Below are 17,759 nucleotides of genomic sequence, written 5' to 3'. Positions count from 1 at the left end.
GATACCGCAGCAACGAGTGGCGACAAACGAGTTCAGGACAAGATGCGTTTTACCGATATCTTCATCCGCCGGCCGGTGCTGGCGCTCGTGGTCAGCGCCCTGATCCTCGTGCTCGGCCTGCGCTCGATGGCGACGCTGTCGATCCTGCAATACCCGCGCACGCAGAACGCCATCGTCACGGTGAGCACCGCCTATGCCGGCGCGGATTCCGACATCATCGCCGGCTTCATCACGACGCCGCTCGAGAATGCCATCGCCCAGGCGAACGGCATCGACTACATGACCTCGAGCAGCGTCACCGGCTCCAGCACCATCACGGTCAATCTGCGGCTGAACTACGATTCCGGCAAGGCGATGACGGAGATCAACGCCAAGGTCAATTCGGTCCTCAACCAGTTTCCGAGCGGCACGCAACAGCCTACGCTGACGCTCAAGGTGGGTCAGACTATCGACGCCATGTACATCGGCTTTGCCAGCGACGTGCTGGCGCCGAACCAGATTACCGACTATCTGGCGCGCGTGGTGCAGCCGCGCCTTCAGGCCGTCGCCGGCGTGCAGACGGCCGAATTGCTGGGCGCCAAGAAGTTTGCGCTCCGGGCCTGGCTCGATCCCGACAAGCTGGCGGCTTACGGCCTCACCGCAAGCGAGGTATCGACCGCGCTGTCGGGCAACGACTACATCTCCGGCCTCGGCACGACCAAGGGCCGGCTCGTGCAGGTCGACCTTGCTGCCTCGACCAACCTCCATTCGCTGGAGCAGTACCGCAACCTCGTGGTCAAGACCGTCAACGGCGCCATCATCCGCCTGCGCGACGTCGCCAACGTGACGCTCGGCAACGACGATTACGACAGCGAAACGAAATTCAACGGAAAGACGGCTGTCTATATCGGCATCCAGACGGCCCCGACCGCCAATCTGCTCGACGTCATCAACGGTGTGAAGGCGGTACTGCCCGACATCAAGGCGCAGCTTCCGAACGGTCTGGTCGGCGAGGTGCTCTACGACTCCACCGACTTCGTCAATTCCTCGATCGACGAGGTCGTCCACTCGCTGGTGGAAGCGGTGCTGATCGTGATCGTGGTGGTGTTCCTGTTCCTGGGCTCGTGGCGATCGGTCCTGATTCCAGTCATCGCGATCCCGCTGTCGCTGATCGGAACATTCGGGCTGATGCTGCTGATGGGATTCTCGATCAACCTGCTGACCCTGCTTGCACTCGTGCTCGCCATTGGGCTCGTGGTGGATGACGCCATCATCGTCGTGGAGAGCGTGCACCGGCTGATCGACGAAGGTGTCGCGCCGGTCGAGGCCGCGATCCAGTCCGCACGCGCGCTGGCAAGCCCGATCATCGCCATGACCGTGGTTCTGATCGCGGTCTACGTGCCCGTGGGATTCCAGGGCGGCCTCACCGGCGCGCTGTTCACCGAGTTCGCCTTCACGCTCGCAGGCGCGGTCACGGTATCGGCGGTGATCGCGCTGACGCTGTCGCCGATGAACTGCGCCTGGCTCTTGCGCAAGACCGAGCGCGATGCGACGAACTGGGAGGCGCGCTTGGTCCGGACGATCGACCACGTGCTGGAGTGGCTCTCAGGCGCCTATCGCCGCCGGCTGGAGGCCGTCTTTGCGATGAAGCCGGTCGTGGTCGTGTTCGCGCTGCTGCTGCTGGCCGGCATTCCCTGGCTCTACGCGACCTCGACCAGCGAGCTCGCGCCCGACGAGGACCAGGGTGTCGTGCTCTCGCTGACGACGTCGGCACCCTCAGCGACACTTCAGCAGCGGCAATTCTACAGCCAGCAGGTCTACGATCTCGTGGCCAAGCGCCCGGAAACGAAGACCCTTTTCCAGATCGACACGCCCACCCAGGCGATTGGAGGCTGGGTGCTCAAGCCCTGGGACCAGCGCAGCCTGACCACGAAGACTCTCCAGCCGGATTTCCAGAACCTGCTCAACACCATCGCGGGCACGCGCTCGGTCGCCTTCCAGCCGTCGCCGCTGCCCGGCAGCAACGGCCTTCCGATCCAGTTCGTGATCGGTACGACCGGTTCCTACAACGAACTCGACCAGGTCTCGCGCAACTTCATGGTGCAGGCACTGAAGAGCGGCCAATTCATCTTCCTCGATACCGACCTGAAAATCGACAGGCCTCAGACGCTGGTCTCCTTCGACCGCGACAAGGCCGGTGATCTCGGCCTGAAGATGAGTGATCTCGGCGGTGCGCTCGCGACCATGCTCGGGGGGAACTACCTCGATTATTTCAGCCTGGACGGCCGATCTTACAAGGTAATTCCTCAGGCCAAGCAGAACGATCGGCTGACGGCAGACCAGTTGCTCGGCTACTACATCAAGGCGAGCGACAATTCGATGGTGCCGCTGTCGACCGTCGCCCATCTGGAGAACAGGACCGTTCCGCAGTCGCGCAACCATTTCCAGCAGATCAATGCGGCGACGATCTCCGGCGTTGCGATGCCGACGGTGTCGATGGGCAGCGCGCTCGCCACGCTCAAGGATCTCGCGAAAACCCTGCCGGCCGGCTACACGGTGGATTTCGGCGGCGCCTCGCGGCAGCTCGAGCAGGAGTCCGGCGGCTTCGTCACGACGTTCGCTTTCGCCGTCATCATCATCTTCCTGGCGCTCGCCGCGCTGTTCAACAGCTTCCTCGATCCCATCGTCATCCTGGTGTCGGTGCCGATGTCGCTCGCCGGCGCCCTGATCTTCATCAGCCTCGGCATCGGCGGCGCGAGCCTCAACATCTACACTCAGGTCGGGCTGCTCACCCTGATGGGCCTCGTCAGCAAGCACGGCATCCTGATGGTCGAGGTGGCCAACGAATTGCGCCTCGAGGGCAAGGCGGCAACGGACGCGATCATCGAGGCCGCGGCGATCCGGCTGCGGCCGATCCTGATGACGACAGCGGCGATGGTGCTCGGCGTCGTTCCGCTGATCACCGCGAGCGGCGCGGGCGCGGTCTCGCGCTACAACATGGGCCTCGTGATCGCGACGGGGCTGTCGATCGGCACGCTGTTCACGCTGTTCGTGGTGCCGGTTGCCTATGCCCTGATCGCGCGGCCAGCGGCGGCTCCGGCTGCCGCCGAGACAGCGCCGGCATAGGCCAAAAAGTTGCGGCCAGCCATTGGGGGAGGAAAGGCCGCATGTTGTATATACAGGGGAATTTCAGTCGTTGACGGCTTTTCCCCGGATTGTCCCCGGCGCCGGCAGATCGTCGACGCGGTCCCACTCGGCCCGCGGCACGACGTGGGCGTAGCGCGCGGCACTGCGTTCGTCGCGCCAGTTGCCGGTCGCGACAAGGCCCTTGGTATCGGCGCCGCCGTACATGCGCATCCATGTTGCCCAGGTGTGGCGGAAGGTGTGGAAGGTGACGAAGCCGAGCCGGAACTTCGGCTTCTTCCACGGCGTCGGTCGGCGCTTCGGACAGTCCAGTCCGCAGACGGCCATCGTGCAGCGGAGCAGCATGTGCTTGAAATGGCTGCCGTCGCCGTTGAAGCGGAAAAGCCGCTCCCGGCCGGGATTGGCCGCCATGTGCTGTTTTAGCCGCGCAGCGATGTCCTCACGCATTCTGAGCATGCGCGGGTCGCCATTCTTGGTGTCCGGCAGCCAGATAGTGAGATCGTCCGGGCGTGTGTCCGCCGCGAGGATCTCGAGGCCCTCGGTCTTGCGGGTGCCGTGATAGAGCAGCACCAGCAGATAGAGCTCGAACTCCGGGTCGATCTTGGCCGCTTCAGCGAGGATCGCGAAGGCATCTTCCGGCCACAGGAAGTCCTTGCGCTGCCGCCCCTTTGATCCTTTGGGGCGCCGGAAGGCGGGGGCTTTCTCGCCGAGCTGGTGCCGAATGATGGCGATCGTGGGTGCGTAGACCGCACGATTGCGATAATCCGGTGCGCCGTGTGGCAGCAGCGTCAGCGCGGCATCGTCGATCGCGGCCTGGTCGATCTCCTCGATCGGTTTCTCGCGAAAGTGCTTGAGCAGCGCCGGCACGTAGCGGCGATCGCCGCCGGCTTGCATCCAGGCATTGGCCGCGCTCAGGAAGGTCGGCCGCCCGGGATCAGGCTTAACTTCCGGGGCTGGATATTGTCCGTGCTTCTCGATGCACTGTTCGATCTCGAGGAGCTTGTCGCGAGCGACGGATCGTTTGTGAGTGCCGCTGCTAACTTCCACGCGGCAGCCGAGGTAGGTTCCTCGGATTTCGAAGTTGGGCGTTTTACCCTTCCGCGGCGGCCGGAGCTTGAGCGGCACGGCTGACCCTCCCTCAACGCGACTTCAATGCGGGCAATGTCCGATTGATGGAAAATCTTATCCCGGCCGACCGGGGTGTAGAAGAGGTTACCCCCGCTATCCCGTGGGTGGGCCCGCAGCCATTCCAACAGCCAGCGCCGGCTCTTGCAGAGCATTTCGGCGGCCTGGTCGATGGTGAGGCGCTGGGTCATCGCGGCCCCCTGCACGCCTCGCCCTGGGCCGCCCCGCAGGCCATGCAGCTGTCGTCGAGGTCGACTTCGTCGGTGGCGCAGCGCTGGGGCAGGGCGTCGTCCTCGCGGGTGCCGTGCTCGATGGTGCTGATGCAATCGAACATCCGGGCGACGATCGCCTCGCAGTCGCCGAAGTCGAGATGCCGCACGCCGCGGGCCAGAAGATCGCGCTGCAGGGCGGCGGCCATGATGACGCTGGCGCCGCTCATGATTGATTGCTCCGCTCGGCGATCGCCACGAGCACCACGGCCCGCATCGCCACCAGGTCGCCGCGCTGCGCGTAGAGCCGCTGCGCGACCAGCAAGGGGTTGATGCCGATCTCGGCCCAGAACATCCGCTCGCCGCGGCTGTGCTGGGCGTCTCGATCGAGACGGTGGCAGCCTGCGCAAAGCGGGACCGCAAAGGCGTCGTCCGGCTTCTTCTGCATTCCCGACGCCTTGCCGAAGGCGGCGCTGGCAAAGCGGACATGGGCCGCCTCGGATGGTTCGTTGCCGCACTTCAGGCACGGCAGCTGCCGTACCAGCGGAAGGTACGTTGAATCACCTCCTCTCGGTTCTGCCTCGGCGCGCCGCTGTGCGGCAGCGGTTGTGCGCTTCAGCAGTGAGCCCGGAGGCTCTGGGCGGGAAACACGTTGGGGGCGAGGAAGGGCCATCACAGCAGCCCCTTGTCGCGGCAGAAATCCGTCCATGCGCACAGGACAGTGTTGGCCAGATCGCCATCATCCGAGAGCGCATATTCTTCGCGCGAGTAGCCCTCAACGCGGTCGATCTCGCGGAAGCACCATTCGCGCTGATCGTCGGTCAACCTGATCTCGCCGCGATGGATCGCGCGCAAGACGCGCTCGCTATCGCCGCAGACGCAGCCGGTCTCTTCAATGTCTTCGGGATCGAAGCAACGGCAAGCGGCCTCCGGAAGGTCGGGCATCTCGGTGATCATGCCTCGCCCTCCGGCCCGCCTTCATAAGCAGCGAGCATCTTGAGCCTCACGTCGATGCTGTGAGGTGTCCGCGTGATGCCGAATTCCTGAGAGACGGCGGCTGCAATCTCACGGACATTCTTGCCGTCGCGGCGCATGGCCACGATCCGACGATCGTGCTCCTCCGTGTAGCGATAGACGACTTTGCCGCCTTGAATGTAAGAACCGGGGCCGTCGTACCTGATGCGGCGCTCGATCAAGCCATGGGTGATCATGAACCACGCAACGGTCCCCACGTCGCGACCGATCTTGTTCGATATCTTGCCGGGCGTCGGCTTCGTCATGGTCGAACAAAGACGTTCGATCTCCGCGCGATCGGCGTCGGAAAGGCCTTTGCGGGTGTCCGGCTGCATGTTCACTGCCCGACCTCCGACATCTCCATTGCTACCACATGCTCAGTCGCGACCTGCCGTGCATCGTCCAGGAGCGCGTGAACCTCGAAGGCCGAATAGCCGAACGACGCCAGCACCAGGACGGAATCGGAGTAGTCGACGAAGGCGCCGGTCTCGACTAGGCGCGAGGCCATCTCGGCGACCTTGGCGATGCGCTGGGCGCGGACGGCGTCGAGCGAAAGGGAGCCGTCGACCAAGGGATGGATGGTGATGGGGAGGGTGGCCATGACGCATCAGCTCCAGAAGATCCGCGCGCAATGGCAGCACACGACGTCGCCGCACGATCCGATGGCATGGTGCCGGCCATCCGGGCTGAGCGCGCAGCGATCGCCTGCGCCGAAGGGCTCCTCGATAGCGGCCATCGCAGCGGCGATCCGGCGCGGGCTGACGAAATCGGCGATCGTACCAGGATGCTCGGCGTGGCGGGCCGGCGTGCGGGCGATTTGCATGGGCAATGGTCCCTCTGGGTTGAGATCTCGCGGGGTGGGCGGCGGCGCTACGCCACATGCCGCCGCCCGGCCGCGCTGGTGACCTAAGCGAACAGGTTCTGGCTATCGTGACGGGCATGCGGTGAGCGATGCCCGCGGTAGAAATTCCGCTTCCTGGCTGCGCGCGCGACGGCGCGGTCGAGCACCTCGCGCGTGGCCTGGTTGAAGAGCTCGGGGTCGATGAAGCGCGGATGCAGGTCCTTCTGCTCCGCGAAGGCCTTCGACATGGTCGCGACGAGCACCCCGCGCTCCGAGGGCTGCTCGATCGTCACCATCGCCTTCGGCACCCACACGGCCTTGGAATAGATGCCGCAGTCGGAGACGAGGAGGGCCTTCTCTCTGCGGCCATGGACGATGAGAACCAGGGCCGTGATGCCGGGGCTGGAGGGCATCACGGCCCTGCGGTCGGCGCCACCGCGCTGGCTGCCGACGTAGACGACGTTGGAGGAGCGGAGAAGGGTACGCATACGCTACTTTCCTTGCACTGGTTGAAAACAGGCCTTTTCGAAGTCAAAAAGCTGAGCGGCATATTCGCGAGCCTCGACGCTGCCGAACGGTAGAGGGCGCGGTCCATCGATTGCTCTGGCAACGGCGACGACGATCAGATGCTTGACCCATTCTTCAGGCGAGTGGCCCGGGGTCGGCTTGGCGGTGCTGATGAGATGGAAGCGCTGCGCGAGACGCTTCGCATCGTTCAGGAGCGCGGCGAGAGCGCGGGCGCCTTCGTCGGTCTCGCAATGGGTGCCGATGATGGTGACGTCGTCGTAACGCTCGCCGGTCTTGCGCTGAACGCAGGCGCCGCAGCTGCCGTCATAGGCGGGCCGAACGACATAGTCGCCGACGGCGGGCGCGATGGCCTGGGCAACTTTCGGCTTGGACGGCATGGAAGGCCCCCGTGAAGAAGTTCACGGGAGGCAGTATGTTCGCGATTTGCGAACACGTCAACAGAAAAGTTCGCACGCCGCGAACGAGCTAAAAATAGCCGTTCTTCATCGCGTAGACGATCGTTTCGAAGCGCTCCGCCGGCTTAGTGCAGTGCTTGTTCCAAAGGGGAGCGAATCCGGCCTGGTCCGAAGTGGCAGCCTTGCCGGCGCCGAACAGCGCTTTGCCTGGGATGATGGCGTTGAACGAGTTCGCAGCGCGATACTCGAAGCAGAAGATTCCATCGTCCGTCCGCCGCGCCACCTCCAGCTTGAAGCTGTCGGGGTTTTTCATGCTCTTCTTCAGTGCGATGGCGTACATCGATCCTTGCTCAAATCGAGCTTGTCGCACTTTTTTGTCGGCTTCTTCCGCCGCCTTCGCCCGCGCCGCCGCCTCGGCCCGTTGTCGCTCTTGCTCTGGTTTGGCCTCGGTGTCGGCCTTGAGTTTTGCCCGATACGGTCCGGCTTCGCTGAACCCCGCCGCCTGGGCGCTCTGCATCTCTTCGTTGTCTGCGAAGCCAGCCTGCTGGGCCAGTGTATCCAGGCGCTTGTTCTCGGTGAGAACCTTGTCCAAGCTCAGCATGGCGAAGATCGCGGCGCCTCCCACAAACAGGATCGCCATGCCCGTCTTTACTGGGCTTTGCACAGCCTACCCCTCCCGAGAGGGCGGGGCGCGCTTGCTAAGCCGCCTGCCGGCGAGCCTCGAGCTTGACCTTGATGTGGTACGGGAGTTCGTCATCTTCGCCCCAGAAGAGCCAATCGATCGGAATCCTAAACTTGGCCCGGATCAGGCACGCGGTCTCGAACGTCAGCTCGCGGGTGCCTTTTTCAAATGGATTGTACGTATTCCGGCCGATCCCCAATTCTTTTGCGAACGCGACCTGGCTGTCGAAGCCGAGCGCTTCGCGGAGGTTTTTCAAACGCTTAGCTATGGTTTTGGGATCGTCGATCATGGCGCTGATTGCACCACGAAGCGGCGCCGATGTCGTCTCGCAGGTTGCGAACTCTTGACATGTTCGCACCGTGCGAACACATTCTGGAGGCATGAACACTGATTCGCACACATGGGGCTCCGTAATCGACGCTAGCGGCGGCACGAAGCCCGTGGCTGAAGGGCTCGGCGAATCCACGTCGACCGTGAGCGGCTGGCGGAAGCGCCCTGGCGGCATCCCGGGCAAGCACTGGTCGAGGATCGTCAAGATGGCGTCGGCCGCCGGCAGGTCGGACATCACCTTAGAGGTGCTCGCAGAACTTGCTGCGCGTCGGCTGCCGGAAGTCGAAGGAGCCCGCGCATGACGACGCCGCCGCGGAAAGCACACTACAATTCCCATTTCGCAATTTCCCCCGCACTAAGGCGGGACATCGCACAACGCACCCGCCGGTTGAGCGGCCATTCTGTGTCAACAACGCGACACAGCGCAAACGGAATCGCGTCATGCGTGGGTCCACAATTGGACCATGCGCGGGGTGCGACAAAAGTCGATCATCGTGCACTGTTGTGCCGCGATGAAACATCTTGGCGCGAAGTGCATCGCGCGCGGCAAGGTTGCACAGCCGGGTTCGTCGTTGAATCGATCGCTTTTCAGGGGAGTGTTGCGTCATGGTGCGTACGTCAAAACGGCGGGTTGTATCAGTGTCAGGTTCCCGCCGTAGGAACAACGGGTCCAGAAATGGACCCAAAAAAATTCGCTCTGTGGACAGGCGCATTCCGTTCCGCGACCTTGCCAGGTTCGCCGCTCCCCGCCGGACTGAAAAATTCCTCATCCAGCACACCGGTTGCGGGCGCTCGACAGCGAAGCGCTGGTTGTCCGGAAAGAGCCGCCCGTCCGGCGATGCGGTCTGCGTCGTGGTGGCAGACATCCTGGTGCGGCTCAGTCTCAGATAGATCGCCGCGTTGCGTAGGCGCGTTTCCAGTTCGATCGACAGTGTTGTTGCGTTGCGTAGGGGGTGTGTCGTGTCCATTTCCGAATCGTGCACGTTGCCGCCGGTGCGGCCAAGGAGAACGCGAGGAAATCAGATTCCTCGAAACTTCCGCGTGGAAAGTCTTTCTCCTTTCGGACGCGTCTGCGTCGCGCTGTGGGGCTTTGACAAGCCCGGCGTCGCGCTCTCTCAGAAGGCCGGCTGCACGTATCGCCAGGCCAACCTCTACATCGAAGGCAAGACGCCTCCGTCTTACGAGGTCCTCATGGTCGTGCTCGACGAGCTACGTCCGCGCAAGCGCTCCCTGGGTTGAGGGCGAGCCACGCGAATGCGACGGCTCGGCATGGGACCGTCTGCCGCCGCTGGTCAAGAGTTTCGAATGCCGTAGCGAAAGCAACCAGAGGCAAAGCCGGAACGGCTGGGGGCTAGGCTCCCGTAAGACGATCTACCGCCGGAACGGGGTTGCGAGTAGGCGCGACTGCCGCGCAGCAGTCTGCCCGCGGGGTGACGAACCCCGCGGTTCAATTCCCGCCGCTGGATATGCGGCACTTGGAAGAGGCCCGCGAAATCCACGGTCCCTGATCACCGGATCAGGCGCGGGCCTCGCAATTTCCGGGAGGTCAGCATGAGAACGCGCGACAATCTCGCCGCCGAGCTGCGCAAGGTCGCAGCCATGTCATCCCAGCACGCCGCGCAATACGAGGCGTTCGCCAAGCGCGCCGAGACCGGTGAGTTCGACGATTACGCCGACACCTACGTCTGCCCGGTCACGCAGCTTTACAAGGAGCTGTGCGCCGCAGGCTTCACGAAGTTCGCCGCGCGCGTTGCCGCCGGCGAATTCGACGCGACCAGGGAAGAGAGCGACGAGTGGATGCGCAGCCCATCCGGGCAGAGGGCCGCCAGGCGCCTCTCGCCGGAGATGCGCGCCGTGCTCGGCATGGTTCTGGTGAATTGAGGGGGTGGCCGCGATGGCTGACATCAAGAACGTGTTGCTGCAAGCGCAGAGTGAGATCTTGACCCTGCGCCGTCGCAACGAAGTGCTGCAGGCCAAGGTCGACACGATGGATCTCTTCGCCCTCGTGCTGCGGACCCAGCCCGCATACCAGTCGGTCGGCATGGGCGAGGACGTCGCCTGGTTGATCGAAAAGGAAGTCGCAGAAATCGATCGCCGTGAAGCGGCAAGCTAATCCCGCCTCGCGCTCCAGTTTCCAGTAGCGTCACCAGCGTATCCCGACATCACGCAGCAAACTGCACCCGTCCGGTCATTTCCGGGCGTGAGCTTCTGCGTCCCTGCAACAGGAGGTCATCTCAATGTCCGCCATGATCACGCAACACCTGATCACCCTGTGCTTCGCCTGGACCCTGATCGGCGCCCTGATCTGGATGGTGCTGTTCTCCTCCGAGCGCCTGGCGCCGATGTATGAGGAGCCTACCGGCAGCGGGGCCGTGATCGACGGCTTCGCCAACGTCCTGATCACCATCGTGCTGATCCTCGGATGGCCCGGGACGCTTGGCGCCTTCGCCGTCCAGCTGCGGAGGGCACGCCGGTGAAGGCCGTCGACATCCTCGTGGCACGCCTGCCCGTCATTCTCATCACGATCGCGCTGCTGTTGGCGTGCGCGCTACGGATCGTCTGCCGAGGGGCCGCGTCGTCTCCTTCGCTTTCCGCGGTGGCGGACGATCCGTTCTTCTTCCCATTCGGCGAGATGCCGACCATCCCGCGCGAGCGCCTCATGGTGGCGCGCGACTTCCGCGCATGGGGCATTCCTCAACTGGATTCCGCGGGTGCCCTCCGGCGGAACGAGAGCGGCGGCCGTCCTGCATGCCTGTCGGGGACGGCCGTCGTTCTCACCTTTCCGAAGCGAGGTGTGTGATGGCGAATGCTGACGATCTACGCGATCCAAATCCGTGGCATCCGATCACAGATGCGGTCGACCTGAAGCACCTCGGTAAGCTCGGCGAGGAGTGCAATGAACTCGGTGCGATCATCTCGCGCGCCATCATTCAAGGCATTGATGGCCTTGATCCTGAGACTGGCATTCCGAACAGGGTCAACATCGAAGATGAGATCGCCGACGTACTGGCGAACATCGCGCTCGTTGAAAAGCACTTCCATCTCGACACGGCGCGCATGGCCGCGCGGGCCGAACGCAAGATGGAACATCTGAGAAAGTGGCACGAGCATGCGTGAAGCCCACCTCACCCGCATCGAGCAGGCCAATCTGATCGCCGGCCATGCCGTGTCCTACGCGACCGCCTTCCTCGACGATCGGCACAACGTGCAGCAGCTCGCTGACAATGCCGATCGGCTGTTTCTGGACCTGATGGTGATCGAAGACGCCGAGACCACGTCCTTCCTGATCCCGGTCAAGCTGCTCGTTATCACCATGATGCGGACCGCCCGGGTTGCGCGGGATCTCTCGCGATGGCCGCGGGCGGAGGATCGCTGGCATGCGGTCATGGCTTCGCTCGTCGAGCTCGTGATGAACGAAAGCCGTCAGCTCACAAAGGACCGCGCATGAAGCCGCTCTCCGAGCACATGACCGTGCTGATCGCGACCGCCGAGGACATGATGCGGCGGCCGGTCCATCAGATCCCGACGCATCTGCCGGCGGGCTTCTCCGAGGTCGCTGCCGCCATCAGGCAGGCTGACAACTCGCCCTGCGATGCCGATGTTCGCACCACCCGGCCTGCGGTCGTGATGTGCACGGCGATCGAGGGCTTCTTCGCCGAGCCGCAGTCCGATTGCCACTGGCAGATGCTGATCGGCGCCACGCTGCCGCTGCTGCGCCGGGCGGCCTGGCAGACGCTGCGGAATGAGCGGGCGGTGTCGGGGGAGACGCGGCGATGAGCGCTCCGACGCCGTTCCACGAAGCCTATCCCGCGCCCTGGCGTATCGAGGGAAACGAGATCCTCGATCGCGACGGCTGCAACGTGAGCACGTTCGAGGGCGATGACGCCGAAGAGCTCGTCTTCTGGCAAGGCATCGTCGATGCGGTGAATTCGCATGCGCGCATCGAGAGCGCGTTGCGGCTTGCGAGGGCGATGTGATGGCCGATCGCTCCAACCCCCAAGCTCAAGCCTATCCCCTGCAATGGCCCTCCGGCTTCCCGCGCTGGAAGCACGGCCGCGGCTCGGGCACGTTCAAGACAAACTTCGAGACGGCCTTGCGCAACGTCAAGAAGAGCTTGGAGCTCTTCGCCAAGGACAGCGGCAAGAAGATCGAAAGCCCGGTCCTGTCCAGCAATATCGATCTCAACCCGCTGACCTCGAATTCCGGCAACCGGCCCGCTGATCCCGGCGTCGCGGTCTGGTTCTCCTGGGACGGCCTTCAGGTCTGCATCCCGGTCGACCGCTACGACACGCCGGCGGCGAACCTGCAGGCGATCCATCACATCATCGAAGCACGCCGCGTCGAGCTGCGCCACGGCACGCTCGCTTTAGTCCGCGAGACCTTCTCCGGATTCCAGGCGCTGCCGGCGCCGAAGGGCAAGCACTGGCGGGATATCCTTGACCTCGCCGACGTTGCGGTCGTGTCGCGGACGCATGTCGAGACAGCCTTCAAGGCGTTGTCGCTCACGCGCCATCCGGACAAAGGCGGCAGCACCGAGGCCATGGCCGAGCTCAATGCCGCGCGCGATGCGGCCCTGTCGGAGATCGGCTGATGCGGCAGGATCCCGACGAAGTCGCCCACATGGTCGACGTCCGGCTCGCCGAGGCGCTGCGGGCCGCCGGCAGCAGCGTGCTCGGTATGCCCGGGACGGTCGACACCTTTCGTGACTGGCTCGATCGAGCGGGCCTGGCGCTGGTGCTGAAGGCAAAGCCGGAGAGGGCAGGCTGATGGCCGATCGCAGCAAGATCGAATGGACCGATGCTTCGTGGAATCCGATCCGCGCGCGCAACCTGAAGACCGGCAAGGTCGGCTGGCACTGCGAACACGCCACGACCGGCTGCGAGCACTGCTATTCCGAAGGCTTCAACAAGCGCTTCGGCACTGGCCTTCCGTTCAAGCCCGGCCATCGCAAGGACATCGAGATTTTCCTCGACGAGCAGATGCTGACCCAGCCGCTGCGCTGGAAAAAGCCACGCAAGATCTTCGTCTGCTCAATGACGGACGCGTTTGCGGACTTCGTCACCGATCAGATGCTGGACAAGATGTTCGCTGTCATGGCGCTGGCACCGCAGCATACGTTCCAGGTGCTGACGAAGCGCGCGGGTCGGATGAAGAAGTACTTCGACCGTTACGACGGCGGGCGCGATCACAATTGTGCGGACTTCGTCGCCGATGCTGTGGCCGTCCTGCTTGGCAAGCCTGGCGCTCGCGGCGCCGATCGCTACAACGGCAAGTCACCTGCCTGGCCACTACCGAACGTCTGGCTCGGCGTCTCGGCCGAGCGGCAGCAAGAAGCAAACGAGCGGATTCCGGAGCTGCTCGCGACGCCGGCAGCGGTGCGCTTCGTGTCGATCGAGCCGATGCTCGATCGCATCTCGCTTCACGCGATCAACCTCGGGACGCGCGAGCCTCTGGATGCGTTGCGCGGCGTCCAATGCGTGCCCGACGACAGCGCCGACGGCGATCACAACAAGCCCATCGCCAAGCTCGACATGGTTATCGTCGGCGGCGAGAGCGGAGCCAAAGCGCGGCCGGTTCATCCGCTTTGGGTTCGTGACTTTCGCGACTGGTGCAAGACCACCGACGTTGCCTTCTTTTTCAAGCAATGGGGCGAATTCCTTCCCTGGTCGCAGTTCAACGGCGCGGCTATCGAGGATCACCCAGAACAGACGCGCTTTCGCACCATGGAGTGGGAGGACGGCCGCTGGAACGACGTCGGCTTTCCGATGTGGTGCGACACCGTCGACGGCAACATTGACGACGAGCAGTGCGTCGGTCGCGTCGGCAAAGCCAAGGCCGGCCGCCTCCTCGACGGCGTCGAGCATAGCGCATTCCCGAAGGTGCCGGCATGAGCACCCTGCGCCGCATCGATCCAAAGCCCTTCCTGCCGCGAATCCCGCGCGGACCAAGATCCGAGGTCGGCGAGCGGCCGGAGCTGCAATGGCTCAAGATCGATCGCCTGCGGATCGATCCCCGCTATCAGCGCGAGATCGGTCGCCGCGGCGCCGATAACATCGTCGCGATCGTGCCGAAGTTCAAATGGGCGAAGTTCACGCCCGTGGTGGTGGCGCCGATCGGCGAGGGGCTGTTCGCCATCATCGACGGCCAGCACCGCACTACGGCAGCTAGCGCGCGCGGCTTCGAGTCCGTGCCTTGCGTCATCATCCAGGTCGACCAGGCCGACCAGGCTGACGCCTTCGTCGCGATCAACGCCAACGTCACGGCGATGTCGCCGCTGCAGCTGCATGCCGCGCGCCTCGCCGCCGGCGATAAGGCCGCGGACGAGCTGGCGCAGGCCTGCGAGGAGGCCGGCGTCACCATCTGCCGCTATCCGGTACCGGCGAACAAGATGAAGTCCGGCGAGACGCTGGCCGTCGGCATGCTGCAGGCGGTATTGGCGAAATACGGCCGCGAGGTACTCGTCGCTGGGCTCTCCTGCATCACGAAGACGCGCCGGGGCAATCCCGGCATGATCCGAAAGCAAGTGGTCGAGGCGCTATGCGCCGTGCTCGAGGCGGAGCCCGACTGGCGCGCAGACCAGAAGCGCATGCTCATGGCCATGCAGACCTTCGACTTCCTGGCGCAGTTCAACGCGGCTAGGACGGCTTCGATCGAGACCGGCGCGAAGGTCGTCGATGGCCTGGTCGACGCGATCGGCCAACATCTCGAAAGCAAGCTTGCGGAGAAGCGCTCCGCATGACCCTGCTCGCCGCATACGATCGTGCCCGCGTTGCGCTTGCCGAGGCCACCCGCGTCGACCAGGTGCTTTCGATCAGGGACGAGATTGCGCACGTCAAACTCTATGCCCGGCAGATCCAGGACAAGGCCCTGCTCGAGGACGCGATTGCATTGCAGATCCGCACCGAGCATCGCCTTGGCATTCTGCTCGCCGCAGCAAAGGAATCTGGCCAGATCGCGCGCGGTCCGAAACCAAAAGGCGAGGGCGCAGCCGATGTCGTCACGCTCAAGGAAATCGGCGTCGACAAGAAGCTCTCGGCGCGTGCGCAGAAGGCCGCGGCTCTCGATGAGGACGAGCTCGAGCAGGTGATCGCGTCCGCCCGCGACAAGATCCGCAGCGGCGGTGCCATCCTGGTCGACCCGATCAAGGCCGCCGCGAAGGATGCCGAGGTCGCCGGCCGGCGCGCGGCGCACGCGGCGCGGACCGAGAAGGGCGGCTGCGTTGCGGATCTCGGCGCGCTGGCGCTGACCGGCAAGCGCTTCGGCTCGATCGGCTCTGATCCGCAGTGGAAATTCCTGACGCGCTCGGCCGCCGGCGAGGGCCGATCGGCAAACATCCATTACAAGACCGAAGAGGTCGACAAGATCAAGGATCTTCCGGTCGGCCAGCTGCTCGCCGACGACGGCGCCTTCTACATGTGGATGGTCGACTGGTGCCCGCAGGACGCGCTCGATCTCCTCGCGCATTGGGGCCTGCGTCACGTTACGACGGCGTTCACCTGGGTCAAGACCAACGGGGTTGGAGCGCTTGATCCGTTCGACAATTCGACCTGGCACATGGGGCAGGGCTACTGGACCCGCGCTAATCCCGAGCAGTGCTGGCTCGCCACCAAGGGCAACCCGAAACGCCTCTACGCCGACGTGCGCCAGCTGATCATCGCCCCGGTGATGGAACATTCCCGCAAGCCCGACGAGTGGCTCGACCGCATCGAGCGCCTCACGGAAGGCGATTACCTCGAGCTGCAGGCGCGGCGGCCGCGTAAGGGCTGGACGAGCTGGGGCGACGAACTCGAGTGGACAGGAGTGGCAGCATGAATTCAGCGGCACAGAAGTTCGTCGACGATCTCCCCGGTATCAAGCAGGACGAAATCAAGACCTGCGCGATCTGCAAACGTGGCGTTGCGCACGACGGCAATTTCCTCATCTGGCGCCTCCGCTTCGATCGCGCGGCGCTCAACCCGCGCGGAATTCAGCAGCAGTACGGTTTGGAGCAGATGCTTGGCTCACCGGCGCTGGCTCGCATCATGGGAACCAATCCTGACATTGCCAAGGTGATCGATGGTCCGTGCGACGTCTGGGTCTGCGAACAGTGTGTGCTTGAAAGGATGCCGCAGCTGTTTGCAATCGCCGAGAGCGAAGGAGCGAAGCCGTGACGTCTCGCACTAAAGAGGACAACCGCGAATATATGCGCGACTACATGCGCGATCGTCGCAAGGCCCGGAAGCGCAACCGAGAGGCCGATCGCGTCCGCAAGCGGGCCAAGCACAAGTCGGAGGCGCCGGACATCTGGAGCAAAGCCGACTTCGTCAACCGGGACGCTGCGCTCTATGACCCGATGCGCGATGGCTCGTTGAGCTACGCGAACCCGTTTGCGCTGGTGATGGGTGACCCGCCGATCGGCCGGCGCGCGATCGACCAGCACCAGGCGCAGGCCGGCATCCGGTCGGTATCGCTGGCGGGATTGCGGCCATGACCCACCGTCACCGCCTCGCCGCCCGCCGGCGCCATGAGACCATCGCCATCGAGCACGAAGGGCAGAAATACAAGGTCGGCCTCGGCCGGGAGATGGTGTGCGATGGCAGCTGCGGTGGATCGGTGCGCTTTGGCCCGATCGCCGAAGTGTTCATTAGCGCGCAGAAGGTGAACACGCAGGCGGATGTGCTTGCAAAGGACGGCGCCATCCTGATGTCGCTGGCGCTCCAGTACGGCTGCCCGCCTGACGTCATCGCTCACGCCATGAAGCGCAACCCGGACGGCTCGCCGGCATCGCCGCTGGGAAGGGCTGCGGCTTACCTGGTCGAGGAGAAAGTCTGATGTCAGATCGTGAATGGTATCCCGTCGACTGGGTCGACGAAACCTGCCCGCCGGCAAAGGCTTCACCCGCTGATTTCATCATCCAGATCGATGGTGGCTTTCAGCTCGGTTATGTCGCCGCCGGCGATGCCGCGACGGAGAATTTCTCCGCCCATTATGCCGACCTCTACAATCGTCCGCTATCGATCGGCGAGGTCGTGGAGTTCATCAGCTGCGATCGGCTCGGGGACGTGGACGTCACGCTGCGGCGGGACGGCACTTATGAACTCCATGGCATGCTGCCGCGCGTCTACAACGCCCTGATCGTCGACGGTGATATCGACACGCTGTGCGACAGCTTCGAGGAGCTGACGAGGCGCATTCAATGCCGTGAGTGGGACGAGCTCGGGACGCTCATTCTGACGGATGTCGAAGAGCGTCGCGTGACCATGACCTTTGCGAACTGGTCGGACCCTGCGCCCTACCTGTTCGAGGTCGTCGACGGCAAGCCCGCGTTCACCCCAGTGCCCGCGGCGAAGCAATGATCGACATCGAGCGCCAGATCCTGCTCAACCAGATCGCCATGATCGAAGCACTGATGGTGATCATGCCTGTCGCCAAACGAGGGCCCGAAAGCACCGTCGAGCTTCTCCGCAAGCGCTATCACGAGAGCGCAGGACTGCTGCGCGACCATTCACCCAACAGAACCTGAAGGGATTCCG

Annotated in this window: 31 protein-coding genes; 20 read left to right on the top strand and 11 right to left on the bottom strand. The window is 64.1% G+C overall.

What is annotated here, in order from left to right; translation table 11 throughout:
* Positions 1–42: 42 nt before the first annotated feature.
* A complete protein-coding gene (locus FJV43_RS03910) occupies positions 43–3,105 on the top strand; it encodes an efflux RND transporter permease subunit (RefSeq protein WP_239624776.1) in 3,063 nt (1,020 codons plus the stop codon).
* A 63-nt stretch (positions 3,106–3,168) separates the two neighbouring features.
* On the opposite strand, the gene FJV43_RS03905 is transcribed toward FJV43_RS03910, so the two are convergent.
* From FJV43_RS03905 to FJV43_RS03855, 11 genes are all read right to left on the bottom strand, one after another.
* Positions 3,169–4,248, bottom strand: a complete 1,080-nt coding sequence (locus tag FJV43_RS03905) for a tyrosine-type recombinase/integrase (RefSeq protein WP_239624774.1) — start codon at positions 4,246–4,248, stop codon at positions 3,169–3,171.
* Between the two features lie 187 nt (positions 4,249–4,435).
* On the bottom strand, positions 4,436–4,687 hold the full coding sequence (locus tag FJV43_RS03900; RefSeq protein WP_239624773.1) for a hypothetical protein: 252 nt from the start codon (positions 4,685–4,687) through the stop codon (positions 4,436–4,438).
* Positions 4,684–4,905: a hypothetical protein gene (locus FJV43_RS03895; protein WP_239624771.1), complete on the bottom strand. Its 222-nt coding sequence runs from the start codon at positions 4,903–4,905 to the stop codon at positions 4,684–4,686. The genes FJV43_RS03900 and FJV43_RS03895 overlap by 4 nt, the downstream gene beginning before the upstream one ends.
* Before the next feature lie 224 nt (positions 4,906–5,129).
* Positions 5,130–5,414 carry a hypothetical protein gene (locus FJV43_RS03890; protein WP_239624769.1) on the bottom strand — a complete coding sequence of 95 codons (285 nt, stop codon included), beginning with the start codon at positions 5,412–5,414 and terminating at the stop codon, positions 5,130–5,132.
* A complete protein-coding gene (locus FJV43_RS03885; RefSeq protein WP_239624767.1) occupies positions 5,411–5,812 on the bottom strand; it encodes a hypothetical protein in 402 nt (133 codons plus the stop codon). The genes FJV43_RS03890 and FJV43_RS03885 overlap by 4 nt, the downstream gene beginning before the upstream one ends.
* A complete protein-coding gene (locus FJV43_RS03880) occupies positions 5,809–6,072 on the bottom strand; it encodes a hypothetical protein (RefSeq protein WP_239624766.1) in 264 nt (87 codons plus the stop codon). Before FJV43_RS03880 ends, FJV43_RS03885 begins: the two co-directional genes overlap by 4 nt.
* Before the next feature lie 6 nt (positions 6,073–6,078).
* A complete protein-coding gene (locus FJV43_RS03875) occupies positions 6,079–6,294 on the bottom strand; it encodes a hypothetical protein (protein WP_239624764.1) in 216 nt (71 codons plus the stop codon).
* Between the two features lie 83 nt (positions 6,295–6,377).
* A complete protein-coding gene (locus FJV43_RS03870; protein ID WP_239624763.1) occupies positions 6,378–6,800 on the bottom strand; it encodes a hypothetical protein in 423 nt (140 codons plus the stop codon).
* A 3-nt stretch (positions 6,801–6,803) separates the two neighbouring features.
* Entirely contained in the window at positions 6,804–7,217 is a 414-nt protein-coding gene (locus tag FJV43_RS03865; protein WP_239624761.1) for a hypothetical protein, read from the bottom strand.
* A gap of 88 nt (positions 7,218–7,305) precedes the next feature.
* Positions 7,306–7,875: a hypothetical protein gene (locus FJV43_RS03860; protein WP_239624759.1), complete on the bottom strand. Its 570-nt coding sequence runs from the start codon at positions 7,873–7,875 to the stop codon at positions 7,306–7,308.
* 58 nt (positions 7,876–7,933) lie between these two features.
* Positions 7,934–8,482 (bottom strand): helix-turn-helix transcriptional regulator, encoded by a 549-nt coding sequence (locus FJV43_RS03855; RefSeq protein ID WP_239629832.1) that lies wholly within the window; start codon positions 8,480–8,482, stop codon positions 7,934–7,936.
* Positions 8,483–9,288: 806 nt separating this feature from the next.
* Here FJV43_RS03855 and FJV43_RS03850 point away from each other — a divergent pair.
* The 19 genes from FJV43_RS03850 to FJV43_RS03760 all read left to right on the top strand — a co-directional run bounded on the left by FJV43_RS03850 (position 9,289) and on the right by FJV43_RS03760 (position 17,749).
* The gene (locus FJV43_RS03850) at positions 9,289–9,486 is read left to right on the top strand and encodes a hypothetical protein (protein WP_239624758.1); all 198 of its coding nucleotides are present in this window, start codon (positions 9,289–9,291) and stop codon (positions 9,484–9,486) included.
* A gap of 312 nt (positions 9,487–9,798) precedes the next feature.
* Entirely contained in the window at positions 9,799–10,128 is a 330-nt protein-coding gene (locus tag FJV43_RS03845; RefSeq protein WP_239624756.1) for a hypothetical protein, read from the top strand.
* A gap of 13 nt (positions 10,129–10,141) precedes the next feature.
* On the top strand, positions 10,142–10,360 hold the full coding sequence (locus tag FJV43_RS03840; RefSeq protein ID WP_239624754.1) for a hypothetical protein: 219 nt from the start codon (positions 10,142–10,144) through the stop codon (positions 10,358–10,360).
* Between the two features lie 124 nt (positions 10,361–10,484).
* On the top strand, positions 10,485–10,724 hold the full coding sequence (locus FJV43_RS03835) for a hypothetical protein (protein ID WP_239624753.1): 240 nt from the start codon (positions 10,485–10,487) through the stop codon (positions 10,722–10,724).
* Entirely contained in the window at positions 10,721–11,047 is a 327-nt protein-coding gene (locus FJV43_RS03830) for a hypothetical protein (protein WP_239624751.1), read from the top strand. The genes FJV43_RS03835 and FJV43_RS03830 overlap by 4 nt, the downstream gene beginning before the upstream one ends.
* The gene (locus tag FJV43_RS03825; protein WP_239624749.1) at positions 11,047–11,364 is read left to right on the top strand and encodes a hypothetical protein; all 318 of its coding nucleotides are present in this window, start codon (positions 11,047–11,049) and stop codon (positions 11,362–11,364) included. The genes FJV43_RS03830 and FJV43_RS03825 overlap by 1 nt, the downstream gene beginning before the upstream one ends.
* Positions 11,357–11,695, top strand: coding sequence for a hypothetical protein (locus tag FJV43_RS03820; protein ID WP_239624748.1), 339 nt, complete (start codon positions 11,357–11,359; stop codon positions 11,693–11,695). The genes FJV43_RS03825 and FJV43_RS03820 overlap by 8 nt, the downstream gene beginning before the upstream one ends.
* Positions 11,692–12,024, top strand: coding sequence for a hypothetical protein (locus FJV43_RS03815; protein ID WP_239624746.1), 333 nt, complete (start codon positions 11,692–11,694; stop codon positions 12,022–12,024). Before FJV43_RS03820 ends, FJV43_RS03815 begins: the two co-directional genes overlap by 4 nt.
* Positions 12,021–12,224 (top strand): hypothetical protein, encoded by a 204-nt coding sequence (locus FJV43_RS03810; protein WP_239624744.1) that lies wholly within the window; start codon positions 12,021–12,023, stop codon positions 12,222–12,224. Before FJV43_RS03815 ends, FJV43_RS03810 begins: the two co-directional genes overlap by 4 nt.
* Positions 12,224–12,838 (top strand): J domain-containing protein, encoded by a 615-nt coding sequence (locus FJV43_RS03805; protein WP_239624743.1) that lies wholly within the window; start codon positions 12,224–12,226, stop codon positions 12,836–12,838. The genes FJV43_RS03810 and FJV43_RS03805 overlap by 1 nt, the downstream gene beginning before the upstream one ends.
* Positions 12,838–13,014, top strand: a complete 177-nt coding sequence (locus tag FJV43_RS03800) for a hypothetical protein (RefSeq protein ID WP_239624741.1) — start codon at positions 12,838–12,840, stop codon at positions 13,012–13,014. Before FJV43_RS03805 ends, FJV43_RS03800 begins: the two co-directional genes overlap by 1 nt.
* A complete protein-coding gene (locus FJV43_RS03795; protein WP_239624740.1) occupies positions 13,014–14,138 on the top strand; it encodes a phage Gp37/Gp68 family protein in 1,125 nt (374 codons plus the stop codon). The genes FJV43_RS03800 and FJV43_RS03795 overlap by 1 nt, the downstream gene beginning before the upstream one ends.
* Positions 14,135–14,986 carry a ParB/RepB/Spo0J family partition protein gene (locus tag FJV43_RS03790; RefSeq protein WP_239624738.1) on the top strand — a complete coding sequence of 284 codons (852 nt, stop codon included), beginning with the start codon at positions 14,135–14,137 and terminating at the stop codon, positions 14,984–14,986. Before FJV43_RS03795 ends, FJV43_RS03790 begins: the two co-directional genes overlap by 4 nt.
* Positions 14,983–16,059: an MT-A70 family methyltransferase gene (locus FJV43_RS03785; protein WP_239624737.1), complete on the top strand. Its 1,077-nt coding sequence runs from the start codon at positions 14,983–14,985 to the stop codon at positions 16,057–16,059. Before FJV43_RS03790 ends, FJV43_RS03785 begins: the two co-directional genes overlap by 4 nt.
* Entirely contained in the window at positions 16,056–16,397 is a 342-nt protein-coding gene (locus FJV43_RS03780; RefSeq protein ID WP_239624735.1) for a hypothetical protein, read from the top strand. Before FJV43_RS03785 ends, FJV43_RS03780 begins: the two co-directional genes overlap by 4 nt.
* Positions 16,394–16,717, top strand: coding sequence for a hypothetical protein (locus FJV43_RS03775; protein ID WP_239624733.1), 324 nt, complete (start codon positions 16,394–16,396; stop codon positions 16,715–16,717). Before FJV43_RS03780 ends, FJV43_RS03775 begins: the two co-directional genes overlap by 4 nt.
* Positions 16,714–17,058, top strand: a complete 345-nt coding sequence (locus FJV43_RS03770; RefSeq protein WP_239624732.1) for a hypothetical protein — start codon at positions 16,714–16,716, stop codon at positions 17,056–17,058. Before FJV43_RS03775 ends, FJV43_RS03770 begins: the two co-directional genes overlap by 4 nt.
* A complete protein-coding gene (locus FJV43_RS03765; protein WP_239624730.1) occupies positions 17,058–17,582 on the top strand; it encodes a hypothetical protein in 525 nt (174 codons plus the stop codon). The genes FJV43_RS03770 and FJV43_RS03765 overlap by 1 nt, the downstream gene beginning before the upstream one ends.
* Entirely contained in the window at positions 17,579–17,749 is a 171-nt protein-coding gene (locus tag FJV43_RS03760) for a hypothetical protein (RefSeq protein WP_239624729.1), read from the top strand. Before FJV43_RS03765 ends, FJV43_RS03760 begins: the two co-directional genes overlap by 4 nt.
* The last annotated feature ends 10 nt before the right edge of the window (positions 17,750–17,759 follow it).

It is taken from the genome of Bradyrhizobium sp. I71 (assembly GCF_022354745.1).
GTDB lineage: Bacteria > Pseudomonadota > Alphaproteobacteria > Rhizobiales > Xanthobacteraceae > Bradyrhizobium > Bradyrhizobium liaoningense.
The sequence above is the reverse complement of the archived record's forward strand: the minus strand, read 5'-3'. Positions and strand labels throughout refer to the sequence as shown.